This is a genomic window from Micromonospora violae, from assembly GCF_004217135.1.
In the GTDB taxonomy this organism is placed as follows: Bacteria; Actinomycetota; Actinomycetes; order Mycobacteriales; family Micromonosporaceae; genus Micromonospora; species Micromonospora violae.
Genome location: NZ_SHKK01000001.1, coordinates 289,679 through 313,510, shown reverse-complemented (window position 1 = coordinate 313,510; position 23,832 = coordinate 289,679). Strand labels below are relative to the sequence as shown.

Sequence of the window (23,832 nt, the reverse complement as noted above, 5' to 3'; positions counted from 1 at the left end):
GGCGTGAGGAGCGGACCATGAAGTACATGCTGCTGATGCAGTTCAGCGCCGCCGGGACCGACTTCCCGAGCATCGACACCTGGACGCAGGACGAGGTCCGGGCGCACATCGCGTTCATGGGCGAGGTCAACGAGAAGCTCACCGCCGCCGGTGAGTGGGTCGACGGGCAGGGCCTCGGCGGCCCGCAGCAGGCCCGGATCGTCCGGGCAGGTGAGGGCGGGGTGCCGGTGGTGACCGAGGGGCCGTTCGCCGAGACGAAGGAGTTCCTGGCCGGCTTCTGGATCGTCGACTGCGAGAGCCCGCAGCGGGCGGTGGAGCTGGCCGCGCACATCTCCACGGCGCCCGGCCCCGGCGGCCGGCCACTGAACATGCCGATCGAGGTGCACCCGGTGATGTCCGCACCTCCCCAGGAGCTGTGAGGGCTGAACACCGATCCCCGCATCGAGGACCTGCTGCGCGAGCTGGCGCCGCAGGTCCTCGGCGTGCTCAGCCGCCGCTTCGGTGACTTCGCCACCGCCGAGGACGCCGTGCAGGAGGCGCTGCTCGCCGCCGCCACCCAGTGGCCGACCGAAGGGCTGCCGGCGAACCCCCGTGGCTGGCTGATCCAGGTCGGTTACCGGCGGATGATCGAGCTGGTCCGCGGTGAGCAGGCCCGACGCCGCCGGGAGGACCTGGTCGCCCGCCAGGGTCCAGGCGACCGGCAGTACGCGCCGGCCGCGGACGAGGAGTTGACCGCCGAGCGGGACGACACCCTGGTTCTGCTCTTCCTCTGCTGCCACCCGGCGCTCACGCCCACGTCGGCGGTGGCGCTGACCCTGCGCGCCGTCGGCGGGTTGAGCACCAGCGAGATCGCCCGCGCGTTCCTGGTGCCCGAGGCGACGATGGCGCAGCGGATCAGCCGCGCCAAGCACCGCATCCGGGCATCCGGGCTGCCGTTCCGGATGCCCGAGGCGGCCGAGCGGCCCGACCGGCTGATCGCCGTACGCCAGGTGCTCTACCTGATCTTCACCGAGGGGCACACCAGTACCGCCGGCCCGGACCTGCGCCGGGTCGACCTGGCGGCGGAGGCGATTCGACTCGCCCGCGCACTGCACACGCTGCTGCCCGACGACAGCGAATCAGCCGGGCTGTTGGCGTTGATGGTGCTCACCGAGGCACGCGGCCCATCCCGCACCGGCCCCTCCGGCGAGCTGATCTCCCTGGCCGACCAGGACCGCAGCCGCTGGGACGCGACGGCGATCGCCGAGGGCGTCGCACTGGTCACCCAGGCCCTGCCGCGCGGCCCGGTCGGCCCGTACCAGGTGCAGGCCGCCATCGCCGCCCTGCACGACGAGGCGCCGAGCACGCAGCTGACCGACTGGCCGCAGATCCTGGCGCTCTACGAGGTGCTGGAACGCCTGGTCGGCAGCCCGGTGGTGGCCCTCAACCGCGCCGTGGCGACGGCCATGGTGCACGGACCGGCCGCCGGCCTGGCCGCCCTGGACGCGCTGACCCACGATCCGCACCTCGCTGGCCACCACCGGCTGGCCGCCGCCCGCGCCCACCTGCACGAGATGGCCGGTGACCAGGCCCAGGCGATCGCCGACTACCGGGCCGCCGCGGCCCGCGCAAGCAGCCGCCCCGAACAGCTCTACCTGACCATGCGGGCAGCCCGACTGGCCTCCGGCTCCAAAGGCGACCCGCCTGCCGCAGCCAAGCCCTAAATGCGCCCGCACCTCTGGCAATCTTGGACAGTTTCCGTTAGCTCGGCGGGCTCAACCGGTGGTTGCAACACCGAGTAGCTGGGTCATCTTCTCACCTGGGGTGGCCCAGCCCAGGGTCATGCGGGGGCGGTCGTTGAGTTCGTCGGCGACGTGGTCGAGGCCGGCCTGGTCGATGGTGGTGAAGTCGAATTGGCCCTTGGGGAAGTACTGGCGCAGCAGCCCGTTGGTGTTCTCGTTGCTGCCGCGTTGCCAGGGGCTGTGGGGGTCGCAGAAGTAGACCGGGCAGTCGGTGGCGATGGTGAAGTCACGGTGGCGGGCCATCTCGACGCCCTGGTCCCAGGTCAGCGAGGCCCTCAACCGTTGTGGGAGCCAGGTCATCGCGGTGGCCAGCTGGGACACGACGTGTTCGGAGACCTTGCCCTCGGGCAGCCCGACCAGGATCACGAACCGGGTAGCGCGTTCCACCAACGTGGCGATCGCGGAACCACCGCGCCCACCCCGACGGACCCCTTCGAGCAGGTCACCCTCCCAATGCCCCGGCACCGCCCGGTCAGCGACCTCGGCTGGCCGGTCAGCGATGCGCAGGTTCACCCAGGGCCTAGCTGAACGCACCGCCCCGGCGCTCGCCGGCCGGCGGCGGCGGGCGGCCCGACCCGAGCGCAACGCCATCTGCCGCGTCAAGTCCGCACGCAGATTGCCCCGCGCCTGCAGGTAGATCGCCTGGTAAATCGTCTCGTGCGACACCCACATCTCCGGCGTGTCCGGGAACTGCGTCCGCAGCCGGGCACTGATCTGCTGCGGCGAACGACGTCGTCGCAGCATATCCAGCACCACCTGACGCAACGGCCCGTCAACAGCCAACCGCGGCACCCGCCCGGACCGGTTATGCCGCAGAAACGACGCCCACTGCGCCATCAACGGCTGATACCGCTGCCCATAGCGCTCGAACCGACCCACCTCCCGCGAGATCGTCGACACCGACCGCCCCAACCTTCGCGCGATCGACCGCAACGACTCACCCGCAGCCCGACCCAACCCAATCTGCTCCCGCTCCAGCGGGCTCAACCTCGACGCCATAACCACCCCAACGACAATCACCGAAGGGTGTTGCAACCACCGGTTGAGCCCGCCCTCGTAACGGAAACTGTCCAAGATCTACCCAGCCAGCTCCCTCCCCGCCCCTACCCGCGTCGCCGGCACGGTCGGGACCCATTGCCTTCGCTCACCGAGCGGATGGATTGGGTCGTCCAGCGCGGACAAAGCCAACGCGCACAGTGCCCGACACGCACAGCAGCGGAGTGCGACGCGGGCACGGCTCGACGCGGGCGCGGGCGGGCGCGGGCGGGCGCGGGCGCGGACGGCCTGCGCTTGCGACGCGGCCCGGGGGTGACGGCCGAGGACACGGCGTGGCCTGGGCGACGGCGCGGCCCGGACCGGCAGGGCCGCTCGGACCGGCAGGGCCTCTCGGGGCCGGCAGGGCCGCTCGGGGCCGGCAGGCCCGGAGCCGCAGGCCGCCCGGAGCCGCAGGGTGGGTATACCCGGACCGCCTTTGGAGCTGATGCCGTAAACGATTCATCCGCCAGCACGGGCGCCGGGCGCACTACCCATCCGCCGGGACCAGTGCCGGGCGCACGGTCGACCCGCTGGGGCCAGTGCCAGGCGCACGGCCATCCCGTGGGTGAAGGCCGATTCGTTGGTGACATCAGCTCCAAAGGCGATCTGTGACAGCTGTCGGGCCCGCACGGACGTCAATCGGCGGGGGTGCGCGGCGACGGGGCGAGCCGCGCTTTGGCGGTCGGGCCAGCGGCGACGGGCCGTGGCACGCAACAACCGGGGGCAGGCACACAAACAACCAGGGCGGGCGCGCAGCGGCGGGGGCGGGCGCGCAGCGGCGGGGGCGGGCACGCAGCGGCGGGTTGGCTGGACGGGGAGGTGCCGGCACTAGCCTGGGCAGCGACGGGTTCATCGACCATGAAGGACCAAGGGGACGTATGGCGTACGTGCTGCTGGGGATCGCCATCCTCGCCGAGGTGCTGGCCACCAGCCTGATCAAGAGCACCGCCGGGTTCAGCCGCCTCGGGCCGACGGTGGCGTGCCTCGGCGGCTACGCGCTGGCGTTCCTTCTGCTGGCCCAGGCGGTCAAGGAGATTCCGGTGGGTGTGGCGTACGCCCTCTGGTCGGGTTTGGGTACCGCGGCCATCGTGGCGATCGGGGCGGTGTTCCTGGGTGAGTCGGTGGGGCTCGCCAAGCTCACCGGCATCGCGCTGATCATCGCGGGGGTGGTCATCGTGAACCTGGCCGGGGAGCACTGACCGGGAGCACTGACCGGGGGCACTGACCGGGGAGCACTGACCGGGGCTGGTGCCGGTGGCCGGGTCCGATGTTTCCCCGACCACCGGTCCGACCGTCAGCTCGCTGTGCAGCTCAGTACCGGCGGGCTGTTGGTGCCGGTCCAACTGCCGAGGAAGCCGAAGCTGGCGCTGGCCCCGGCGGCCAGGCGCCCGTTGTAGTCCGCGTTGCGGGCGGTCACCGTGGTGCCGTTGCTGGTGAGGGCCACATTCCAGGACTGGGTGACATGTTGGCCGTTGGCGAAGGTCCACCCGACGGTCCAGCCGGTGATCGCCCTCGCGCCGGCGGTCACCCGCACCTCACCCTGGAAGCCGCCCTGCCACTGGTTGGTCACCGTGTACGCCGCCGCGCACCCACCGCTGGGCGAAGGCGTCGTGGGCGGAGGCGTCGTCGGCGGTGGAGTGGTCGGGGGCGGCGTCGTGGAGGGCGGGGTGGTCGGCGGTGGGGTGCCGCCGAAGACGCTCGCCTCGCGGGCGGTCTGCCGAATGCCGTTGGCGCCGTTGAAGAGGCGCTGCCCCCACTCGGTCAGGCTCGCCGGGTTGAAGTTGGTGGCCAGGTCGAGATATTCGACGCCGCCGCCGTTGCCGCTCCACGACCAGCCCAGCCAGCCGATCCCGTTGGCCTGGGAGTACGAGAGGATGGTGTCCTCGTCCGGGTTCCCGTCGGAGTGGTTGAAGCCGAATTCTCCGACCACGATCGGCAGCCCGGCGGCGCGGAACCGGCCCAGGTAGTCGCTGATCTCGGCGGCGGTGTCGTACACCCCGTACATGTGGACGGAGAAGACCGTGTTACGCGCCGGGTCGGCGGCGAAGACCGACGCGGCGTTGTCGCGCATGAAGAACCCCCAGTCCTGGCCCCAGTTCGGCGCGTCCACCATGATGGTGTGGGTCAGCCCGGCGGCGCGCAGGCGCTTGATCGCGGTGGCGTTGTCGGTGGCCCACGAGCCGTAGTTGTAGTTGCCGTACGGCTCGTTGCCGATGTTGACGATGACGTACCGTTCCTGGCCGCTGAGGACGTCGGCCAGGCTGAGCCAATAGTCGACGGCGCGGGCGAGGGTGATCGCCTCGCTCTGCTCGCCGTACCCGGTGGTGTCGTGCACCTCCAGCACACAGATCAGCCGGTTGGTCTTGCAGAGCGAGATGACGTTGGCGACGTCGGCGTTGGTGTTGCGGGTCCACCGGTCGCCGCTGGAGAGCACCACCCGCACGGTGTTCGCGCCGAGCGCTTTGACGTCGGCGAACGAGCTGGTCTGCTGCGGGTACCAGGTGTGCGCGTGGTTGACGCCGCGCATGATGAATTCGGCGCCGTTGGCGTCGTACAACTTGCCGCCAGCGACGGAGAAACCAGCCGCGGCGTGCGCCGGCTGGCCGAACGCCAGCACGGCGACGAGCAACGCGAGCACTGTCGCGCCGGCGGCGGAGAGTCGAGTCTTCATGGCCTTCCTCAGGGAGGACCCCCGGTGCCCGACAGGGGTGGGGACGTACAGGGGAAGGCGGCTGCAGCCCGGCAGCCGCGCCCGGCTCCCGGCGCACGCATCAGCGTAGGACGATGGAATGGCCTTCGCAACCGGTTCAGTTCGCGGGCCCGCAGCCCGGACAGCCGCAACGGCCCACGCAGGCGCGGGCCGTCACGGGGCGGTCATCCCCACCACAGGATGTGCGCCACGCCCGGCTCTTAACCGGTTAAGACCGACGGTAGGCAGGGTGACGGCGATCCGTCAAGCACCAGGGCAGCCAAACCGGACGGGAGGGTTGACCGCCGCGCACCGGGGTATCCCCGGAACGATCCGTCGGTGAGAGGGGATACCAGGATGGTCAGCGTCGGCTACACCCTGATGAGCGAGCAGTCCGGGCCCAAGCAGCTGGTGGACCATGCGGTACGGGCCGAGGCGGCCGGTTTCGACCAGCTGGTGGTGTCCGATCACTACTACCCCTGGCTGGACTCCCAGGGTCACTCCCCGTACGCCTGGTCGGTGCTCGGCGCGGTCGCCCACGCCACCACCCGCGCGCAGCTGATGTCCTTCGTGACCTGCCCGATCCGCCGTTACCACCCGGCCGTGGTCGCGCAGAAGGCCAGCACGATCGGGGCGCTCTCGGACGGTCGTTTCACCCTCGGCCTGGGGGCCGGGGAGAACCTGAACGAGCACGTGGTCGGCGGCTGGCCGCACGTGCAGCAGCGGCACGAGATGTTCGAGGAGGCGTTGCAGATCATCCGGCCGTTGCTCAACGGGGAGACGCTGACCTTCTCCGGTAACCACTTCGACGTGCCCGACGCCTACATCTGGGACCGCCCGGAACGGCCGGTGCCGATGGCCGTCGCCGCGTCCGGTCGACAGTCCGCGACGCTGGCCGCCGAGTACGGCAACGGCCTCATCTCCACCGAACCCGACCCGCACATCATCGAGATGTACGACGACGCCGGGGGCGCGGGCCAGCCCCGCTACGGTCAGCTGGCCATCTGCTACGGCCCCGACGAGGCGGAGTGCCGCAAGATCGTGCACGACCAGTTCCGCTGGTTCGGGATGGGTTGGAAGGTCAACGCGGACCTGCCCGGCCCGGAGTCCTTCGCCGCAGCCACCCAGTTCGTCCGCGAGGAGGACGTCGCCGAGGGCATCTCCTGCGGACCGGATGTGGACGCGCACGTCGAGGCGTTCGGCAAGTTCGTCGAGGCCGGCTTCACCCACGTGGCGATCATCCAGGTCGGCGGGGAAACCCAGCCGATGTTTTTGGACTGGGCGCAGGAGCAACTGCTGCCTCGACTGCGCCAGCTGTGAGTCGTACGGTGGCCCACCGGCCGACCCGACCGCCCGGTCGCGCCGGGCCCCGCTCACTTCCGGACAGGTGACCATCATGCGCTTCGGCAACACGGAGATCCGCCCGCTCGGCGGTGGCCTCGGCTGCCTCCTGATGATCCTCTTCTCGATCGTGGCCTCGGTCGTGCTGACCGTCCTGCTCAATCTGGTGCTCTGAGGGCCGGTGCCGCGCGGCCTGCCCTGGTCAGCGGCGTAGGCCCAGGGCGCTGAGCACCTCCCGGGAGGCGAGCCGGGCCGGGTCGAGCACCGCGTGGCGGACCCAGCGGGCGGCGGGCACGACGGTGGCCCGCCACGCCGCCCTGATGCCCCGCGCCACCGGCACGACCGTCACCGACCAGACCCACCGGACCGCCCGCAACAGCGGGAGTACGGTGTGCCGCCACAGCCAGCGCAGTGCCCGCCCGATCGGGCGCAGCAGCCACCGGTAGAGCAGTCGCAGCACCCACCCGGCGGCCCGCCACGCGCCGACCACCGCTGCGACGAGCAGCCGGACGAACCCGACGACCAGCCGGACGAACCCGGTGACGAGCCACCCGATCCCGCTCAGCAGCCCGACGAACGCGGCGCTGAACAGTCTGTCGAGCGCGCCGATACCGCGCCGCAGCAGCCGTCCGAGAGGCGTGAGCGCCGCGCCCAACCAGCGCAGCGGCCGCAGGACCAGGTGCTCGGCGAGCCAGCGCAGCGCGCGCCCCAGCGCGTGCAGAGGCGGACGCAGCCCGCGGCGGGCCAACCAGAGCAGCGGGGACCAGATCACCGTGCGGGCCACCCAGGCGAGGGCGTACGCCAGCCACACCAGCGGGAGCCACACCAGGGTGCGGGCCACCCACCCGAGGCCCCGCCCCACCCACACCAACGGCAGCCACACCAGGGTGCGGGCCACCCACCCGAGAGCCCGCCCCACCCACACCAACGGCAGCCACACCAGGTGGCGGGCGGCCCACACCAGGGGCAGCAGGACCAGCCGGTGCAGGGCCCAGGCCAGCGGGGCCAGCAACCAGCGGCGCAGGAACCGGCCGGTCGGGGTGAGCAGGTACCGGTACACCAGCCGGCCGGCAGCCGCGATCAGCTCCCAGAGCAGGCGTACCGGCAGCACCACGATCAGCGCCACACCCCGCGCGACGGCCGCGACGAGCGGAAGCTCGGCGGCGGCCGGTTGGCCCGTGCCGGCGGGCGGCGGGGCGACGGCGACCGGCGTGCCCGGAGGACTACTCAGCGGGTCGGGAAGCGACGAGCGGAGGGTGGGGCGATCGGTCACGGTGGCACCGTAATCGGTCTGCGCCACGCCGTGGGGGCGCCGGCGACGCCGCACCGACAGGCGGCCTCAGCCGGCCGACAGATCCAGCGTGGCGAGCAGCGGATAGTGATCGGAGGCGATGTCCGCCGCGCCGCCGCGGATCACCCGACAGTCGTGCGCCCGCCGCGCCACGGCGGCATTACCGAGCAGGTAGTCCAGCCGCATCCCGGCGAACTCGACCCCGCCGAGGCGGGTGGGCACGGTGTGACCGGCGGCCTCCGGCGCGTCGACGTTGCCCGCCGGCCAGAGATCGACGAAGCCGGCGGCGAGCAGCCGGGCGACCGCTCGGGTGTCCACGGCCGCACCGGAGCGACGCAGATGCCGCCGCCGGTAGAGGGTGGGCATGCCGGCGAGCTGAGCGGTGTGGTCGACGCTCGGGTCGAGCGAGTTGAGGTCACCGGCGATGAGCGTCAACGGCCCCCGGTGGCGGCGCAACGCGGCGACCAACCAGTCGGCCTCCATCCGCCGCCGACCCCCCGAGTACGGGTAGAGGTGGGTGCCCAGCACGGTGAACGGGCCGGCGGACGTGGCCACCACGACGCGGGCGGCGGCGTGGTGGAACGGGCGGCGCACCGGCCCCGCGTCGACCACCCGGTACGGCGGCCGGACCAGCACCGCCACCGGCTGCCCGAAGCAGGACCGGGCCAGGTGCGGTGTCATCCCCACCCGGCCCGCCACGGTGGCCATCAGCCCGTCCCGGTCGAAGCCGCGCAACTCCTGCAGGGCCAGCACGTCCGGTCCCTGCTCGTCGACGACCTGGACCACCTGATCCAGCCGGTCGGGGCCGCCGCGGTCCCGACCGCCGGTGCGGATGTTCCAGGTCATCACCCGCAGCACGACGGTGGCCCTAGTCGGCTCGGCCGGCCCGCGCCAGCTCGTCGTCGAGGGTGTTCACGTCCTCCGACTCGATGGCCGGCTGGTTGCCGTCCTGCAGGTCCTCGTTCGGGCGGATCACCAGGTAGAGCAGCCCGATCCAGAGCGCGGAGAGCAGGATCGCGCCCATGAAGTCGGTCGGGTGGTGCATGCCCCGGTACATCCGGGAGGTGGCCACCCCGACCGGCATGAGCACGGCCAGCGCCACGAACACCCAACGCCACCACCGGTCGGTACGCGGGAACACGATCAGGGTGATCGCCAGCCAGACGCAGATCGTGGCCGCGATGTGCCCGGACGGGAACGACGAGGTGGGCATCGGCCCGTCCAGGTTCTCCACGGGCGGACGCGGCCGGTCGACCGCGCGGGCCGAGGCGAGGAAGAGGGTCAGCTCGCCCACCATCGCCAGCGCCACGAAGAGCACCGGACGCCAGCGCCGCCACACCGCCAGCACCAGCGGGCAGAACACCAGCGAGATCAGCAGGATGGCATGGGTGTCACCGAACTTGCTCCACCACCAGCTGACCTCGGTCAACACCTCGGTGTGCCGTTCGGCGAACCACTGCGGCACCTCGGTGTCGAGGGTGTCGAAGACGGTGCCCTTGGCGTGGTAGCTGACGTACGTGCCGAAGCCGTACAGGGCCCCGAACACGATCACCCAGCCGACCAGCAGCTCGGCCACCGCCGAGCGGGGGTGGGCCAACACGTGTTCCTCGGCCGGGGCGGGGGCGATGTCGTGCCCCGCCTCCGGCTCCAGGCCCTCGGTCAGCGGCGGCACCGGCCGGCCCCGCTCCCGCCGCCACAGCCGGAAGGCGTACGCGGTGACACCCAGCCAGGCGGCCCCGAGCAGCCAGGCAGCCAGCACGTCGGAGACGAAGTGCACGCCCAGCGCGATCCGGGTCAGGCCGACGAGTGCCACCAGCACACCGACCCCGACGATGGCCGGCTTACGCCAGCGGGGCGCCATGGCGGGCAGGAACACCAGCAGCAGCGCCCCGTACGCGACGAAGGAGCCGAGCGCGTGCCCGCTCGGAAAGCTGTTGCCGGGCGCGCTGGCGATCGGCACGTCGACGACCGGGCGGAGCCGGCCGACCAGCGTCTTCAGTGACGGGTCGAGGATCAGGCCGCCGACCCCTGTGATGATCAGGTAGACGGCGAGTCGGGGCTGCCGTCGGATCAGCAGCCCCACCACGGCGATGGTGACCAGCCAGATGAGGATCGGTCGACCGCCCAGGTCGGTCACCGCCTGGAGCACGGTGACCAGCGCGTGGTGCGGAGCGACGAGCCCGTTGAACCACTCGGCGAGGGCGTGGTCGGCGTCCTGGAGAGGGCTCCACCGCACCCGGACGAGCAACAGCAGCAGCCCGAAGGCCACCCCGGCACCGGTGACCGCCACCAGACCGGCAATGCTCCGTTCGGCGAAATGACCGATCGGACGGTGCGCCACCTCTTTGACCGGGGACACCCCGCACCTCCCTTGTCGACTCTGGCGAGGCGCATTACCCGATCCGGGTCGGTCGTACACGCCGAGCCGCTAGAGCGCGGACATGTCCCCGGTGTCGTAGAGCTCGGCGCGGTCCGGGTCGGGTGCCCACAGGTCGGGTTGGGCGGGCTCCGGCACACCGATGCGCAGCGCCTCCAGTTGGGCGGCGAAGGCCAGCCCACCGAAGAGCGCCATCCCGGTCAGGTTGGCCCAGAGCAGCAGCGCCATCATGCCGGTCAGGGCGCCGTAGGTCTGCCCGAAACCGTCACTGAACCGCACGTATCCGGCGAGCAGCAGGCTGGTCAGCCACCACAGCGCGGTGGCGATGCCGGCGCCGAACAGCAGCCAGGACAGACCGGGCTGGTTGCGGCGCGGGGCGTGTCGGAAGACCACGGCGACGGCGACGACGGTCAGCCCGAGGCTCAGCGGGAAGCGGATCACGTCCCAGATGCCGTGGGCGGGCGCGCCCCACTCGTAGTGTTCGTGGACGGAGTCGCCCATCGCGCCGCCGCCGACCAGGATGAGGAAGCCGGCGAGCGCGGGCAGGCCGGCGGTGACGGCGAGAACCGCGGCCCGCAGGTATTTCCGCAGCGCCGGGCGGTCCCGCTCGACGCCGTAGATGCGGTTGGCGCCCCGCTCGATCTGGGCCATCGTGCTGGTGAGCGCGAACAGGCCGGTGAGCAGACCGAGGGTGAGGGCCAGCTCTCCCGCGTCCTCGACGCGTTCGCCCTCCCCGAGCAGCTCGCCGACGACCTGTGCGCTCTGGCCGGGGGTGAGCGCCAGGACGGTGTCGGCGACCACCTGGCCGCCCTCTTCGACGCCCAGCTCGCTGATCAGGCCGGTGAGGGCGATCAGGAACGGCACCACGGCGAGGCAGAGTTGCAGCGCGAAGGCCCGGGAGTGGCTGAACCCGTCGCCGTAGCGGAACCGGATGAACGCGTCCCGCAGCAGGTGCCACCCGCCCTGCCGGCGCAGTGTGTGCCAGGCGTCGTCGGCGGACAGCTCCTCGTCGGCCATCAGCCGGGTCTCCGGCACGATCCGGGTGCTACTCACGGCGCGCTTCCTCGATGAGCTGCTCGCCCCGCTCCCCGGCGCCCTGCACATCGACGGCCAGGTCGGGGGCGTCCTCGGGCTGCGGAACGCAGAGCCAGAGCGCCTGGGGCCGGATCTCCGCCCGCAGTTGCCGGCCCGGGGAGATCAGGTCGCCGTCCAACTCCCGGGGTTGCGCCCGGTTGCTGGTGACCACCACGCGCCGACCCCGGAACACCTCCAGCTGCGGCACCTGACCGCTGCGGCGGATCACCGCCCAGCCGAGCGCGAGCCAGTGCCGCAGGTTGCGCGGGGTGAGCACGGCGACGTCGAGCCAGCCGTCGTCCGGCTCGGCTTCGGTCAGCAGGGTCACGCCGCCCTGCAACCGGCCGACGTTGGCGATCAGGACCGAACGGGCCCGGCGGCGCACCGGCGGCCGGTCGTCGATGCGAATCTGCACCCGCATCGGCCGGTCCCGCAGGTGACGGACGGCACCCATCACGTACGCCGGCCAGCCGATGCGGGCCTTGGTGGTCTCGGAGGTGGCGGCGAGCATCTGGGCGTCGAAGCCCATACCGGCCATCACCGTGAAGTACTGATCCTCGACAGCGCCGACGTCGAGCAGCCGTCGACCGCGTTCGACGGCGACCTGCAACCCGGCGGCCAGGTCGGTGGCGAGCCCCAGGTTGGCGGCGAGCAGGTTGCCGGTGCCCTGCGGCAGCACGGCGAGGGCCACGTCGGTGCCGACCAACCCGCTGACGCAGGACATCACGGTGCCGTCGCCCCCGCAGGCGAAGACCAGGTCGACGCCGGCCTTGACGGCCTGCTCGGTCTGACCGCGACCGGGGTCGTCGACGGTCGTCTCGTACCACTGCGGTGCGGGCCACCCGGCCGCGGTCAGGGCGTCGTCGACGGTACGGCGCAACTCGTCGAGATCGTCGACCTTCACCGGGTTGACCACCACGGCGGAGCGCAACCCGCCGTCGCCGCCTGCGGGCCGCCTTTCCTGTCCAGCATCCACGGCGCCAGTGTGCAGCACCCGTACGGCTTCAGCGACCCGGCGAACGGCCGGCGTCAGAAGTGCCACAGACAGGTTTCAAAACGGCCCCACCCGTCAGGCCGCGGCGCGCAGCGCGACCTCCACCCGCCGGCGCAGATCGTCGAGGTCGACCCCGGACTCGGTGAGCACCAGCGCGCCCAGCCCGTTGCCCTCCCGGAGCACCCCGAGCAGGATGTGCTCGGTGCCGATGTGGCGGTGGCGCAGGCGCAGGGCCTCCCGCAGGGACAACTCCAGCGCCTTCTTTGAGCGGGGCGAGAACGGGCCGCCGAGGTAGCGCTTGCGGCCCCAGCGGCGGCGCGGCGCCGGCACCGCCTCCCGCAGCGCGTCCGGGCCGAAGGACTGCTCGATGCGGGCCACGATGGCGGCCAGGTCGATGCCGATCTCCCGTAGCGCTGCCGCGTCCGCGTCACCGAGGCCGGCCCCGCCGTCGGCGGTGTGCCGGCGGACGCGTTCACGCAGGTCGTCGGCGCGGACTCCGGCGTCGGCGAGCACCCGGCTGGCCAGTCCGGCGTCGTCGGCGAGCAGGGCGAGCAGGAGGTGCTCGGTGCCGACCGGCCGCCGGCCTTCGGCCCGCGCCTCCTCCAGCGCCCGTCGCACCACGTCACGCGCCCGGTCGGTGAACCGTTCGAACATCACGCCTCCCAGGATGAGTTGACCGCCGGTCGTCCGGCGTGCTTCTTGTGCACCGCCTGCCGGCTGACCTCGAGCGCGTCGGCGATCTCCTGCCAGGACCAGCCCTGTCGTCGGGCGTTGTCCACCTGGACCACCTCGAGGCGCTCAAGCAGCCGGCGTAGCGCGCGGACGGCACGCAGCCCGACCCGGGGGTCGGTGCTGCCGGCTGCCGCTGCGAGTTCTGTCGCCTGACTCATGCCGTCAACATACGTTGACAACCCTTCCGTGTCAACCATGGTTGACGAACGCGTGCCGCCCGCCGCACCCCCACCTCCACCCCCGCCCTACTTGACAGCGCTATAGCTAGCCGTTATCCATTAACGATCTAGACGAAGGACGTGCTTGGTGCAGGACGTGGTGCTGGCCATGCTGGCCAAGGAGCCGGCGCACGGATACGAGCTGCGCAGGCGGCTCCGTGCCGCGCTCGGCCCGCTGGGCGAGGCGATGAACGCCGGGCAGATCTACGTGACGCTGACCCGCCTGGGCAAGGCAGGGCTGGTGACCTCGCAGCGGGCCGAGGGCCTGCCGGACCGGCCCGAACGCCGGGTGTACGCGCTGACCCCGGAGGGGCAGCAGCGGGTCGCCACCTGGCTGGCCGAAGTGAACTGGCCGAAGCCGGACCTCGCGGAGTTTCACCTCAAGTTGGTGGCTGCCGCGACCGCCCGGCTGGCCGATCCGGTGGCCTTGGTCGACGCGCAGCGGCGGGAGGTGCTGCGCCGGCTTCGCGACGCCCAACGGGCCGCGTTGGACCGGTCGGTGGATCCGGTTGCCGGGTTGCTGCTCGAGGGTGTCGTGTTGCGGCTGCGGGCCGACCTGGCATGGCTGGAGGCGTGTGAACGCATGTGGACTGAACTTGATCCGACCGGACGGAGGGCGGGGGCGTGACCGGGTCGACGGTGTTGCAGGCGCGTGGGCTGAGCATGCTGTACGGCGGTGAGCGCGCGCTGGTCCGGGCGGTCGACCAGGTCGACCTGAACGTGCCGGCCGGACAGTCGCTGGCGGTGATGGGGCCCAGCGGCTGCGGCAAGTCCACCCTGCTGTACCTGCTCGGCGGGCTGCAACGGCCGACCGACGGGCAGGTGTGGCTCGCCGACCGTCGGATCGACACGATGAGCGAACGCGCCCTGGCCCGGCTGCGGCGTGACAACCTCGGGTTCGTCTTCCAGTCGTTCCAACTCATGGACGAACTCACCGCGGTGGAGAATGTGGAGCTGGCCGCGCTGCTGGCCGGCCAGTCACCGGGGCGGGCCCGCAAGCGGGCGATGTACCTGCTGGACCGGGTGGGGCTGGCCGACCGCGCCAGGCACCTGCCCTCGGCGCTGTCGGGTGGCCAGCGCCAGCGGGTCGCCATCGCCCGCGCATTGAGCAACGAGCCGCTGGTCGTCCTGGCTGACGAACCCACCGGCAACCTGGACAGCGCCGCCACCCTGGACGTGCTGCGGCTGTTCGAGGAGCTGCGAACCGCAGGACAGACCCTCGTGGTGGTTACCCACGACCCCCGCATCGCGGCGGTCGCCGACCGGGTGATCGCCATGCGTGACGGCGCGTTCGTCGACGACAACCGGCTTGCCAGCGCCACCACCGGCACCCTCTACGACGGGCGGCGCTGACATGGCCGGCCGCCTCCTGCTCGTCTGCCGGCTGCTGATGCGGGACCTGCGCCGCCGCCGAACCGAAACCATCCTGCTCCTGACCGCAATCACGGCCGCCACCGCCACACTGACCATCGGCCTCAGCCTCAACGAAGTCGCCGACCGGCCGTACCAGCAGACCCGGACCGCCACCGCCGGCCCAGACGTGATCGTGACACCCCGGGTGACCGGCCAGGCCGCACTGGACGAGCTCGCATCGCTGACCACCGGGGCCGGCGTCACCGATCACAGCGGCCCCTTCCCGATCGCCTACCTGACGATGACAGCCCGCGGCAAGTCCGCGCACACCGTGGTAGCGGGCCGGGACACCACACCCGCGTCGATCGACCGACCCGCCGTGACCGACGGCACCTGGGTACGCCCAGGCGGCGTGGTCGTCGAGCGCGCCTTCGCCGACGCCCTCGGCATCCGCACCGGCGACACGGTCGACATCGGCGGCCATCTGTTGCGCGTGATCGGGACCGCGGTCACCGCCGCGAGAGCGACGTACCCCTACGCCGGGTGGCACTACCCCGGCAGCGTCCTGGTCGAGCGCGGCGGCCTGGTCTGGGTCGACCACAGCGACATCGCCACGCTCGCGGGCGGCCAACCGCTGTCGTACACCCTCAACCTCAAACTCGCCGACCCGGCAGCCAGCAGCACGTACCCCATCGGCGACCAACTCACCACCTGGCAGGCGATCAGCTACCTCAACGGTCGGCTGTACAGCGACGCGCAGATCGCTCTGCTCGTCGGCAGCTGGCTGCTCAACGGCCTTGCGCTGGCCGGCGTCGCCGGCATCGTCGCGGGCCGGATCATCGGCCAGCGTCGCCGAGTGGGACTGCTCAAAGCCGTCGGCGCCGGACCAGCCATGATCGCCGCCGTCCACCTCGCCGAGTACCTCGCGATCGGGCTTGCCGCCGCCGCGACGGGCCTGGTCACAGGCTGGCTCGCCGCACCCGCGCTGATCCGCCCCAGCGCCGGACTCATCGGCTCCGTCAACGCCCAGCCACCTGCGCTGCGCATGGTGGTCGCCGTCACGGTCCTTGCCCTCGCGATCGCTGTGGCGGCGACTCTGGTGCCGGTGTTGCGCGCCGCCGCCACCAGCACCGTTCACGCGCTTGCCGACACCGCCACGCCACCGCGTCGCCGGCGGTGGCGCATCTGGCTGTCGCGGCGGCTGCCCACCGCCCTGCTGATCGGGGTGCGTATCAACGCGCGCCGGCCGCGCCGCGCCCGGCTGGTCACCGTGAACACCCTGATCACCACGACCACCCTCGTCGGCATTCTCATGGTCAACTCCCAGGCGGTGCGCTTCGACCTCGGCTACACCGAACTCGCCAATCCCCGGGTGGAACGGGGCGAGCAGGCCACGCTCGTGCTCACCGTCGTACTCTGCGTCCTTGCGCTCATCAACGCCGTCGTGAGCACCTGGACCGCAGTCCTCGACGCCCGGCAGCCACTGGCCGTCGCGCGGACGCTCGGGGCGACGCCCGCGCAGGCCGGTCTGGGCCTGGCGGTAGCGCAACTGCTTCCCGCCGTACCCGGCGTCGCCGCGGGCATCCCGGCCGGCATCGGGCTTGTTACGTTCGTCAGCACCGGCGAGGTCCAGTACCCACCCCACTCCTCACTGCTCGCCACCGCGCTCGGAGTCCTGCTCGCCATCGCCGCGCTCACCGCCATCCCCGCGATGATTGCCACCCGGCGTCCGGTCGTGGACACATTCCGGTCCGCACCGACCTGACCGCCGAGCCACCCGATCCCGCCCGCCACCGCGCCCATCCGACTACCCTCGGTCAGGGACAGCTTGGTCGTGCCGGGCGCGACGCCCGGGAGGTGATATCGGATGGCCGCACCCGCCGACGCCGCGGTGCTGGTCGGCCTCGGGTCGGAACTCGACCTTCCGGTCGTCGAACAGGCCGCTCAGGAGGCCGCCGGACACGGCCGGCCACTGCACCTGCTGCACACCTTCGACTGGCACACGGCCTTCGCCGCGGACACCGTCGCCGCGCCCCGCGACCAGGCCGAGGAGCTGATCAGCCGCGCCGCCCAGCTCGCCCACGCGACCGAGCCAGGGCTGACCGTCCGCAGCGAGATCGTCGAGAGCGCCCTGCTCCCCACCCTCATCCGCCGCTCGGAGGTCACTTTCCTGCTGGCCGTCGGCGACAGCGGCATGGCGGGCAGCGGCCAGTGCATTCCGGCCGAGACGACCGCCGTGCAGTTGGCCGCCCGGGCCGGTTGCCCCCTGATGGTGGTCCGGCGTGAGCCCCCGCCGCAGGGCCCGGTGCTGGTGGGCGTGGACGGTTCGCCCAGCTCACACCTCGCTCTGCAGTGGGCGGCGGAGTGCGCGGCCCGCCGGGACGCCCGCCTGCTGGCGCTGCGGGTGGTGGAGTACGACGAGGACGCCGACGCGGTCACCGAGCAGCTCACCGAAGCGCTGGCCCGGCACACCGGCCGGCACAGCGCGGTGCCGACCGAGGGTCGGGTGGTCCGCGGTGACCCCGCCGAGGTGCTGATCGAGACGTCCCGCAGCGCGCAGGCGGTGCTGGTCGCCGCGCGTGGTGACGAACCGGGCCGGGCCATGCTGGGCGCGGTCGCCCAGTCCCTGCTCTACCACTCCCCGGCCCCGGTGTTCGTCGTCCGCGGCCTGGCCCAGGCGCCGCTGACCGGGCCTGGTGCCCGCCCGGCCGGGGACCAACGGCCCTGACCCGGGGCGTCCGCGGCCGCCAGGCTGGACGCCGGACGCCCCACTCCTACCCGCGAGAGGCAGCATGATGGACACCGCTCTCGACGTGCACCGCGCCCTCACCGACGACGAGTTGCGCCGGCTGGACGCCTACTGGCGCGCCGCGAACTACCTCACCGTCGGGCAGATCTACCTGCTGGACAATCCGCTGCTGCGGGAGCCGCTGACCCCCGACGACATCAAACCTCGCCTGCTCGGGCACTGGGGCACCAGCCCCGGCCTCAACCTGGTCTACGCCCACCTCAACCGGGTGATCGTGGCGCGCGACCTCAACGCCATGCTGGTCACCGGCCCCGGCCACGGCGGCCCGGCCATCGTGGCCAACACCTGGCTGGAGGGCACCTGGTCGGAGCGCTACCACGACGTGGCGCGCGACGAGGTCGGGATGTCCCGGCTCTTTCGCCAGTTCTCCTTCCCGGGCGGCATCCCCAGCCATGTGGCCGCGGACGTGCCGGGTTCGATCCACGAGGGCGGCGAGCTGGGGTACGCGTTGAGCCACGCCTACGGGGCCGCGTTCGACCACCCGGACCTGCTGGTGGCCTGCGTGATCGGCGACGGCGAGGCGGAGACCGGGCCGCTGGCCGGAAGTTGGCTCTCTGACGTGTTCCTCAACCCGGCGCGCGACGGCGCGGTGCTGCCCATCCTGCACCTCAACGGCTACAAGATCGCCAACCCGACCGTGCTGTCCCGGATCCCCGAGGCCGACCTGCTCGACCTCCTGCGCGGATCGGGCTACCAGCCGTACGTGGTGGCCGGCGACGAACCCGCCCAGGTGCACCGGACCTTCGCCGCGACGCTGGACCGCGTGCTGGACGAGATCGCCGAGATCCAACGGCGGGCCCGCTCCGGCGGAGTCGTCGAACGTCCCCGCTGGCCGATGATCATTCTGCGCACGCCGAAGGGCTGGACCGGCCCGCGCGAGGTCGACGGCTCCCAGGTGGAGGGCACCTACCGCGCCCACCAGGTGCCGCTGTCGGGCGTCCGCGACAACCCGGCGCACCTGGCCGAGTTGGAGCACTGGCTGCGCAGCTACCGGCCGGAGGAACTGTTCGACGCCACCGGCGCCCCGGTGCGCGAACTCCTCGACCTGCCGCCGCACGGTGATCGGCGGATGAGCGCCAACCCGGTCACCAACGGCGGCGTGGTGCTGCGCGACCTGGCCCTGCCGGACTTCCGCGACTACGGGGTGGAGGTTCCCGAACCGGGTACGCCGATCGCCGGCGCGACCGGGGTGCTCGGCCCGTGGATCCGCGACGTCATCAGCGCCAACCCGCAGACGTTCCGGCTGTTCGGGCCGGACGAGGTCGCCTCCAACCGGCTGGGCGCCGCGTTCGAGGTGACCGACCGAGCCTGGGTGGCCGCCACCGTGCCCGGCGACGACCACCTCTCCCCCGACGGCCGGGTCATGGAGGTGCTCTCCGAGCACCTGTGCCAGGGCTGGCTGGAGGGCTACCTGCTGACCGGCCGGCACGGCGTGTTCACCAGCTACGAGGCGTTCATCCACATCGTCGACTCGATGCTCAACCAGCACGCCAAGTGGCTGAAGGTGACCCGGGCCATCCCCTGGCGCCAGCCGATCGCCTCGCTGAACTACCTGCTCTCCAGCCACGTCTGGCGGCAGGACCACAACGGCTTCTCCCACCAGGATCCGGGCTTCATCGACCACGTCGTCAACAAGAAGGCCGAGGTGGTGCGGGTCTACCTGCCGCCGGACGCGAACACGCTGCTCGCCACCATGGACCACTGCCTGCGCAGCCGGCACTACATCAACGTGGTGGTGGCCGGTAAGCAGGCGGCGCCGAACTGGCTGACGATGACGGAGGCGATCCAGCACACCCGGCGTGGCCTGGGCATCTGGGAGTGGGCCAGCAACGACGGCGGCACCGAGCCCGACGTGGTGCTCGCCTGCTGCGGAGACGTGCCCACCCTGGAAACGTTGGCCGCCGCGGAGCTGCTGCGCCAGCACCTTCCGGAGTTGAAGGTGCGCCTGGTCAACATCGTCGACCTGATGCGACTCCAACCGGACACCGAGCACCCGCACGGCCTGACCGACAGGGAGTTCGACACCATCTTCACCGAGCACCGGCCGATCATCTTCGCGTACCACGGTTATCCGTGGCTGATCCACCGGCTCACCTACCGCCGCACCAACCACGAGAACCTGCACGTGCGCGGTTACAAGGAGGAGGGCACCACCACCACCCCGTTCGACATGGTGATGCTCAACGACCTGGACCGCTTCCACCTGGTCATCGATGTCATCGACCGGGTGCCCGGGCTGGCCGCCCGCGCCGCGCACCTGCGCCAACGGATGGTCGACGCCCGGCAGGCGGCCCGCGACTACACCCGCCAGTACGGCGAGGACGACCCCCAGGTCGCCGAGTGGCGCTGGGTCCGGGAAACCGACCCGACCACCCCCTGAAGGAGGACGACGTGCGCGATGCGGAGATCCTGGTCGGCTACGACGGTTCCACCGACGCCTCGGTGGCCCTGAACTGGGCCGTGGAGGAGGCGCGGCACAGCGGTCAGCCGGTGCGGCTGGCGTACGTCTTCGAATGGCTGACCGTGGCCGGCTGGGTCGGCCCCGGCGTGGCACCCGGCGTGTGGCCCGACGACACCGCTCGCCAGCAGGTCGACGACCTGGTCCGCAAGGCCGCCGCGGACGCCGCCACGGCCAACCCCGGAATAACGATCACCGGCGAGGTGTACGACGGGCCGCCCGCGCTGGTGTTGCAGGAACGCTCCGCCGAGGCCGGGCTGCTGGTGCTCGGCAGCCGGGGCCACGGCGGGTTCGGTGGTCTGCTGGTCGGGTCGACGGCGGTGTCGGTCAGCGCGCACGCCCACTGCCCGGTCGTGGTGGTCCGGGACGGAGCGGCCCACGGGTCGGCCGACCCGGTGGTGGTCGGTGTGGACGGCTCGGAACCCGCACTGGTGGCGCTCGGCTTCGCGGCCGAACGGGCGGCGCAGCGGCAGCTGCCGCTGCGCGTCCTGCACGCCTGGACGGCCGGCCCCGGCGGGGCGGCCGGGGTGCCCGACGAGCGGGCCGCCGTGGAGCAGGCGCTGGAGCCGTGGCGGCGGACGTTCCCCCAGCTGGCGGTGACCGTCGACCTGATGCCGACCAGCCCGGCGGCGATGCTGATCGAAGCGAGCCGGGCCGCGCGGCTGGTCGTGGTCGGCAGTCGGGGCCGGGGCGGGCTGGCCGGCATGCTGCTCGGCTCGGTCAGCCAACAGCTCATCCAACACGCCGACTGCCCCGTCGCGGTGGTCCGCGAACGCTGACCTGTACCGGGCGTACGGCCCGGCGGAGTCGGGACCTCCGGCCCCTGCGGGCGCGCACCGGATGGCACAGGATGGGGTGGCAACCCCCCGACACGGTGACGCGCACGACGAGCAGAGACGGAAGGGTCGTGACAATGAGTCAGGACAGTCAGCTGACCACCGCGCTGGCGGAGGCCGCCGCCACCGCCGGCTACGCCCCCTCCGTGCACAACACCCAGCCGTGGCGCTGGCGGGTGCTGCCCGACGCGTTGGAGCTGCGCTCCGTCGCCGACCGGCAGCTCACCGCCAGCGACCCCGAGGGGCGACTGCTCGCGGTCAGCTGCGGCACCGCCCTGCACCACGCCCGGCTGGCGTTGGCCGCCCAGGGGTGGCGCGCCGTGGTGGAGCGACTGCCTGACCCGAACGACGCCGAGTTGCTCGCTCGGCTGACCGACCTCCGCCCCACCACGGTCGACCCGGCCGCCATGCGGATGGTGCAGTGCATGCAGGTGCGCCACACCGACCGGCGGCCGGTCAGCGACGAACCGGTGCCACCCACGGCGATCCAGGAGATCACCCGGGCGGTCACCGCGGAGGGCTGCCGGTTGCAGATCCTCGACCGTGACCAGGTGCTGGAGGTGGCCGCCACCGCCGGGCACGCCGACACGGTCGAGGCCGAAGACCCGGAGGTGCGTACCGAGCTGGCCTACTGGACCAGCCGGGCTGACACCGGCACCGGCCTGCCGGCGGAGGTGCTGCCCGAGCAGCCCGCGCAGACCACCGTGCCGGGCCGCGACTTCGGCCGTCCCGGCAACCTGCCGATGGGTCCGGGCCACGACCGGATGGCGGTGTACGCGATGCTGCACGGCGACGAGGACGAACGCGACAGCTGGTTGCGCGCCGGCGAGGCGCTCTCCGCCGGTTGGCTGACCGCCACCCGACTCGGGGTGTCCGTGGTGCCGCTCAGCGCGGCGGTGGAGGTGCCGGGCACCCGCCAGACCCTGCGGCAGCTGCTCTCCGGGCTCGGTTTCCCGTACCTCGTGCTGCGGTTGGGCATCGCGGACCCGGCGCACTCCGGCCCGCCGCACACGCCGCGGTTGACCACCGCCCAGGTGGTCGACACCTCCGCCGTCCGCTGAGGAGGTCCCCGGAGGAGCCGCACCGGCGCTACCATCCCCCGGTGACCAGCAGCGTGCCGGCACCCCGTCCGGAACCGTCCACGGCGCCGTCGCTCGGGCTGAGCCCGCTGTCCCGGGTCCGTCTCGACGAGCTGCTCCAGGAGATGCTGGTCCGCGTCGGTGAGGTGGTCACCAGCCGCGAACGCCTGCGGGCCCTGCTCGACGCGGTGGTCGGCATCGGCACCAACCTGGACCTGCGCAGCACCCTGCTCCGCATCGTGCAGGCGGCCTGCGAGCTGGTCGGCGCCCGCTACGGCGCGCTGGGCGTGGTCGGCCCGGACCGGCTGCTGCACGATTTCATCGTCCACGGCATCACGCCCGAGCAGCATGAGCGGATCGGCGACCTACCGCATGGGCGGGGCGTGCTCGGCCTGCTCATCGACGACCCCCGGCCGCTGCGGATGCCCGACATCACCCAGCACCCCCGCTCCTACGGGTTTCCGGCCAACCACCCACCCATGCACAGCTTCCTGGGCGTGCCGGTCCTCATCCGCGACCAGGTCTTCGGCAATCTCTACCTGGCGGAGAAGCAGGGCGGTGCGCAGTTCACGGAGGACGACGAGGAGATCGTCGTCGCGCTCGCCGCCGCCGGGGTGGCCATCGAGAACGCCCGCCTGTACGCCCTGGCGCACCGACGGGAACGCTGGCTCGCCGCGACCGCCGAGATCACCACGGTGCTGCTCGGTGAGGTACGCCGTATCGACGCGTTGGCCCTGGTCGCCCGCCGAGCCCGCGAGGTCGCCGAGGCCGAGCTGGCGATGGTGCTGCTCTACGACGGCGACACCGAGCAGTTCTCCGTGGAGGTGGTCGACGGTGCCGACGAGCAGGCCCACACGCTCGTCGGCGCGGTCCTGCCCGCGGTCGACACCAGCTTCGGCGCGGCGGTCGCCGAGGGCCGGCACGACCAGGTCGACGACCTGGCGCACGCCGCCCCGTGGCCGGCGCTGCTGCACACCGGCCCGGCGATGATCTCACCACTCGCCACCGCCGAAACCCGGCACGGCGTGCTGATCGTGGCACACCGGCCGGAGCGCGGCGGTGGTGCCAGCGCGGAGGATCTGACGCTGCTGGGCAGCTTCGCCGGGCAGGCCGCGCTGGCGATGGAGCGGGCGCGCGGCCAGGAGGAGCGGGAACTGCTGGTGGTCCTGGAGGACCGCGAGCGGATCGCCCGTGACCTGCACGACGTGGTGATCCAACGGCTCTTCGCCACCGGGCTGCAACTACAGAGCGCCGCGCCGATGGCACGCCCGGAGGTGGCCAAGCGGGTCAACGCCGCCGTGGACGATCTGGACGCCACCATCCGGGACATCCGCCGGACCATCTTCGAGTTGCGGACGCCGATGACCTCCGAGCTGCGCACCGAGATCCGCGCGGCGATCGAGGACGCCGCGCAATCGCTGGTTTCACCCCGCACCTGGAGTTGGCCGGGCCGGTGGACAGCGCGGTGCCGGACGGCATCCGCCCGGACCTCACCGCCGTGCTGCGCGAGGCGCTGTCGAACGTGGTCCGCCACGCGCGGTGCACCCGCGTCGACGTGGCCGTCCGCGTCGACGCCGGCCAGGTCACCGTGACGGTCACCGACAACGGGGTGGGCTGCGACCCGGCCGCCGCCCGAAGTGGCCTGGTCAACCTGCGCGAACGCGCCGACCGGCTGGCCGGCACCTTCACCATCGTCGCGGTCGAACCGCACGGCACCGAGGTGCGCTGGGCCGTGCCGCTGCGCGACTGACTCCCGGCGACCCGG

20 protein-coding genes and 1 pseudogene are annotated in these 23,832 nt (G+C 72.3%); 12 read left to right on the top strand and 9 right to left on the bottom strand.

All coding sequences use genetic code 11. The features are described 5' to 3' along the window. Positions 1-17 precede the first annotated feature (17 nt). Both EV382_RS01445 and EV382_RS01440 read left to right on the top strand, forming a co-directional pair. Positions 18-419: a YciI family protein gene (locus EV382_RS01445; protein WP_130399853.1), complete on the top strand. Its 402-nt coding sequence runs from the start codon at positions 18-20 to the stop codon at positions 417-419. Positions 420-422: 3 nt separating this feature from the next. Next, positions 423-1,703 carry an RNA polymerase sigma factor gene (locus EV382_RS01440; protein WP_130399852.1) on the top strand — a complete coding sequence of 427 codons (1,281 nt, stop codon included), beginning with the start codon at positions 423-425 and terminating at the stop codon, positions 1,701-1,703. Between the two features lie 51 nt (positions 1,704-1,754). Here EV382_RS01440 and EV382_RS01435 read toward each other — a convergent pair whose 3' ends face one another. Next, positions 1,755-2,780, bottom strand: coding sequence for an IS30 family transposase (locus tag EV382_RS01435; RefSeq protein WP_130399851.1), 1,026 nt, complete (start codon positions 2,778-2,780; stop codon positions 1,755-1,757). 914 nt (positions 2,781-3,694) lie between these two features. Here EV382_RS01435 and EV382_RS01430 point away from each other — a divergent pair. Next, a complete protein-coding gene (locus EV382_RS01430) occupies positions 3,695-4,015 on the top strand; it encodes a DMT family transporter (RefSeq protein ID WP_130399850.1) in 321 nt (106 codons plus the stop codon). Between the two features lie 95 nt (positions 4,016-4,110). On the opposite strand, the gene EV382_RS01425 is transcribed toward EV382_RS01430, so the two are convergent. Continuing rightward, on the bottom strand, positions 4,111-5,487 hold the full coding sequence (locus EV382_RS01425) for a cellulase family glycosylhydrolase (protein ID WP_130399849.1): 1,377 nt from the start codon (positions 5,485-5,487) through the stop codon (positions 4,111-4,113). A gap of 375 nt (positions 5,488-5,862) precedes the next feature. Here EV382_RS01425 and EV382_RS01420 point away from each other — a divergent pair, with 375 nt between their 5' ends. Beyond that, positions 5,863-6,825: a TIGR03557 family F420-dependent LLM class oxidoreductase gene (locus EV382_RS01420; RefSeq protein WP_130408331.1), complete on the top strand. Its 963-nt coding sequence runs from the start codon at positions 5,863-5,865 to the stop codon at positions 6,823-6,825. A 223-nt stretch (positions 6,826-7,048) separates the two neighbouring features. Here EV382_RS01420 and EV382_RS01415 read toward each other — a convergent pair whose 3' ends face one another. The 7 genes from EV382_RS01415 to EV382_RS01385 form a co-directional block, all read right to left on the bottom strand. After that, positions 7,049-8,119 carry a hypothetical protein gene (locus tag EV382_RS01415; protein ID WP_130399848.1) on the bottom strand — a complete coding sequence of 357 codons (1,071 nt, stop codon included), beginning with the start codon at positions 8,117-8,119 and terminating at the stop codon, positions 7,049-7,051. A 66-nt stretch (positions 8,120-8,185) separates the two neighbouring features. Further along, complete coding sequence (locus EV382_RS01410; protein ID WP_130399847.1) at positions 8,186-8,995, bottom strand: endonuclease/exonuclease/phosphatase family protein; 810 nt, start codon at positions 8,993-8,995, stop codon at positions 8,186-8,188. A gap of 10 nt (positions 8,996-9,005) precedes the next feature. After that, positions 9,006-10,496 (bottom strand): phosphatase PAP2 family protein, encoded by a 1,491-nt coding sequence (locus EV382_RS01405; protein ID WP_130399846.1) that lies wholly within the window; start codon positions 10,494-10,496, stop codon positions 9,006-9,008. A 69-nt stretch (positions 10,497-10,565) separates the two neighbouring features. Further along, positions 10,566-11,567: a YihY/virulence factor BrkB family protein gene (locus tag EV382_RS01400; RefSeq protein WP_130399845.1), complete on the bottom strand. Its 1,002-nt coding sequence runs from the start codon at positions 11,565-11,567 to the stop codon at positions 10,566-10,568. After that, on the bottom strand, positions 11,560-12,564 hold the full coding sequence (locus EV382_RS01395; protein ID WP_130399844.1) for a diacylglycerol/lipid kinase family protein: 1,005 nt from the start codon (positions 12,562-12,564) through the stop codon (positions 11,560-11,562). Before EV382_RS01395 ends, EV382_RS01400 begins: the two co-directional genes overlap by 8 nt. 93 nt (positions 12,565-12,657) lie before the next feature. Then, complete coding sequence (locus EV382_RS01390) at positions 12,658-13,236, bottom strand: Clp protease N-terminal domain-containing protein (protein WP_130408329.1); 579 nt, start codon at positions 13,234-13,236, stop codon at positions 12,658-12,660. Continuing rightward, entirely contained in the window at positions 13,236-13,472 is a 237-nt protein-coding gene (locus tag EV382_RS01385) for an HTH domain-containing protein (protein ID WP_007457155.1), read from the bottom strand. Before EV382_RS01385 ends, EV382_RS01390 begins: the two co-directional genes overlap by 1 nt. 148 nt (positions 13,473-13,620) lie before the next feature. Here EV382_RS01385 and EV382_RS01380 point away from each other — a divergent pair, with 148 nt between their 5' ends. From EV382_RS01380 to EV382_RS01345, 8 genes and pseudogenes are all read left to right on the top strand, one after another. Continuing rightward, positions 13,621-14,160: a PadR family transcriptional regulator gene (locus EV382_RS01380; RefSeq protein WP_130399843.1), complete on the top strand. Its 540-nt coding sequence runs from the start codon at positions 13,621-13,623 to the stop codon at positions 14,158-14,160. Further along, entirely contained in the window at positions 14,157-14,885 is a 729-nt protein-coding gene (locus EV382_RS01375) for an ABC transporter ATP-binding protein (protein ID WP_244236497.1), read from the top strand. The genes EV382_RS01380 and EV382_RS01375 overlap by 4 nt, the downstream gene beginning before the upstream one ends. Before the next feature lies 1 nt (position 14,886). Then, a complete protein-coding gene (locus tag EV382_RS01370; protein ID WP_130399842.1) occupies positions 14,887-16,650 on the top strand; it encodes an ABC transporter permease in 1,764 nt (587 codons plus the stop codon). A 102-nt stretch (positions 16,651-16,752) separates the two neighbouring features. Continuing rightward, on the top strand, positions 16,753-17,613 hold the full coding sequence (locus EV382_RS01365) for a universal stress protein (protein ID WP_130399841.1): 861 nt from the start codon (positions 16,753-16,755) through the stop codon (positions 17,611-17,613). 67 nt (positions 17,614-17,680) lie between these two features. Next, entirely contained in the window at positions 17,681-20,074 is a 2,394-nt protein-coding gene (locus EV382_RS01360) for a phosphoketolase family protein (protein WP_130408325.1), read from the top strand. A gap of 11 nt (positions 20,075-20,085) precedes the next feature. Beyond that, positions 20,086-20,931 (top strand): universal stress protein, encoded by an 846-nt coding sequence (locus EV382_RS01355; RefSeq protein WP_130399840.1) that lies wholly within the window; start codon positions 20,086-20,088, stop codon positions 20,929-20,931. Between the two features lie 134 nt (positions 20,932-21,065). Beyond that, positions 21,066-22,049, top strand: a complete 984-nt coding sequence (locus tag EV382_RS01350) for an Acg family FMN-binding oxidoreductase (protein ID WP_208758279.1) — start codon at positions 21,066-21,068, stop codon at positions 22,047-22,049. A gap of 98 nt (positions 22,050-22,147) precedes the next feature. After that, positions 22,148-23,817, top strand: a pseudogene (locus EV382_RS01345) (sensor histidine kinase). Positions 23,818-23,832 lie beyond the last annotated feature (15 nt).

What these genes read in the sequence shown, in the direction of transcription:
- EV382_RS01430 (WP_130399850.1), top strand. Translation starts at nt 3,695, where the DNA reads ATGGCGTACGTGCTGCTGGGGATCGCCATCCTCGCCGAGGTGCTGGCC.
- EV382_RS01420 (WP_130408331.1), top strand. Translation starts at nt 5,863, where the DNA reads ATGGTCAGCGTCGGCTACACCCTGATGAGCGAGCAGTCCGGGCCCAAG.
- EV382_RS01390 (WP_130408329.1), bottom strand. Translation starts at nt 13,236, where the DNA reads ATGTTCGAACGGTTCACCGACCGGGCGCGTGACGTGGTGCGACGGGCG.
- EV382_RS01445 (WP_130399853.1), top strand. Translation starts at nt 18, where the DNA reads ATGAAGTACATGCTGCTGATGCAGTTCAGCGCCGCCGGGACCGACTTC.
- EV382_RS01385 (WP_007457155.1), bottom strand. Translation starts at nt 13,472, where the DNA reads ATGAGTCAGGCGACAGAACTCGCAGCGGCAGCCGGCAGCACCGACCCC.
- EV382_RS01350 (WP_208758279.1), top strand. Translation starts at nt 21,066, where the DNA reads ATGAGTCAGGACAGTCAGCTGACCACCGCGCTGGCGGAGGCCGCCGCC.
- EV382_RS01425 (WP_130399849.1), bottom strand. Translation starts at nt 5,487, where the DNA reads ATGAAGACTCGACTCTCCGCCGCCGGCGCGACAGTGCTCGCGTTGCTC.
- EV382_RS01360 (WP_130408325.1), top strand. Translation starts at nt 17,681, where the DNA reads ATGGACACCGCTCTCGACGTGCACCGCGCCCTCACCGACGACGAGTTG.
- EV382_RS01370 (WP_130399842.1), top strand. Translation starts at nt 14,887, where the DNA reads ATGGCCGGCCGCCTCCTGCTCGTCTGCCGGCTGCTGATGCGGGACCTG.
- EV382_RS01435 (WP_130399851.1), bottom strand. Translation starts at nt 2,780, where the DNA reads ATGGCGTCGAGGTTGAGCCCGCTGGAGCGGGAGCAGATTGGGTTGGGT.
- EV382_RS01365 (WP_130399841.1), top strand. Translation starts at nt 16,753, where the DNA reads ATGGCCGCACCCGCCGACGCCGCGGTGCTGGTCGGCCTCGGGTCGGAA.